1 protein-coding gene is annotated in these 361 nt (G+C 34.3%); it reads left to right on the forward strand.

Annotated features, from left to right (window positions below):
- Positions 1–361: putative mucin/carbohydrate-binding domain-containing protein (locus tag AC1DJR_RS34130; protein WP_477004684.1), on the forward strand; the 361-nt coding region annotated here is incomplete at both ends.

Raw genomic sequence — 361 nt, forward strand, 5'->3', positions numbered from 1 at the left:
TAACAGTACGTATGCAAGTATTAAAGTCCAGGACTCATCGGGTATTGTTGTGTACAATAAAAAAATCGTGGGTAATAGACAACAAAATGTTGGAACTCAAACAGTTCCCGTAAAAGTGGGGGATTACATTGAATTTACTCATATAGAAGGAGACGCACWAAAGGAAAAGACACGMGCTACTTTAACCAATCTTGAAAATAACAAAAATGAAACAATTGGAAAGACAGCAAGGTATCAGGTTACAAAAGAAGGTCTGAAAAAAGTAGAAAAAATGCCAGAAACAACGGTTTTAGACGGAAATCAATTTGGTTGGACTTTAAAAGGTTATAGTGATAGAGAAATCGCAAAAGTAGATTATAAT

The organism is Bacillus sp. 05T31 (assembly GCF_056396725.1).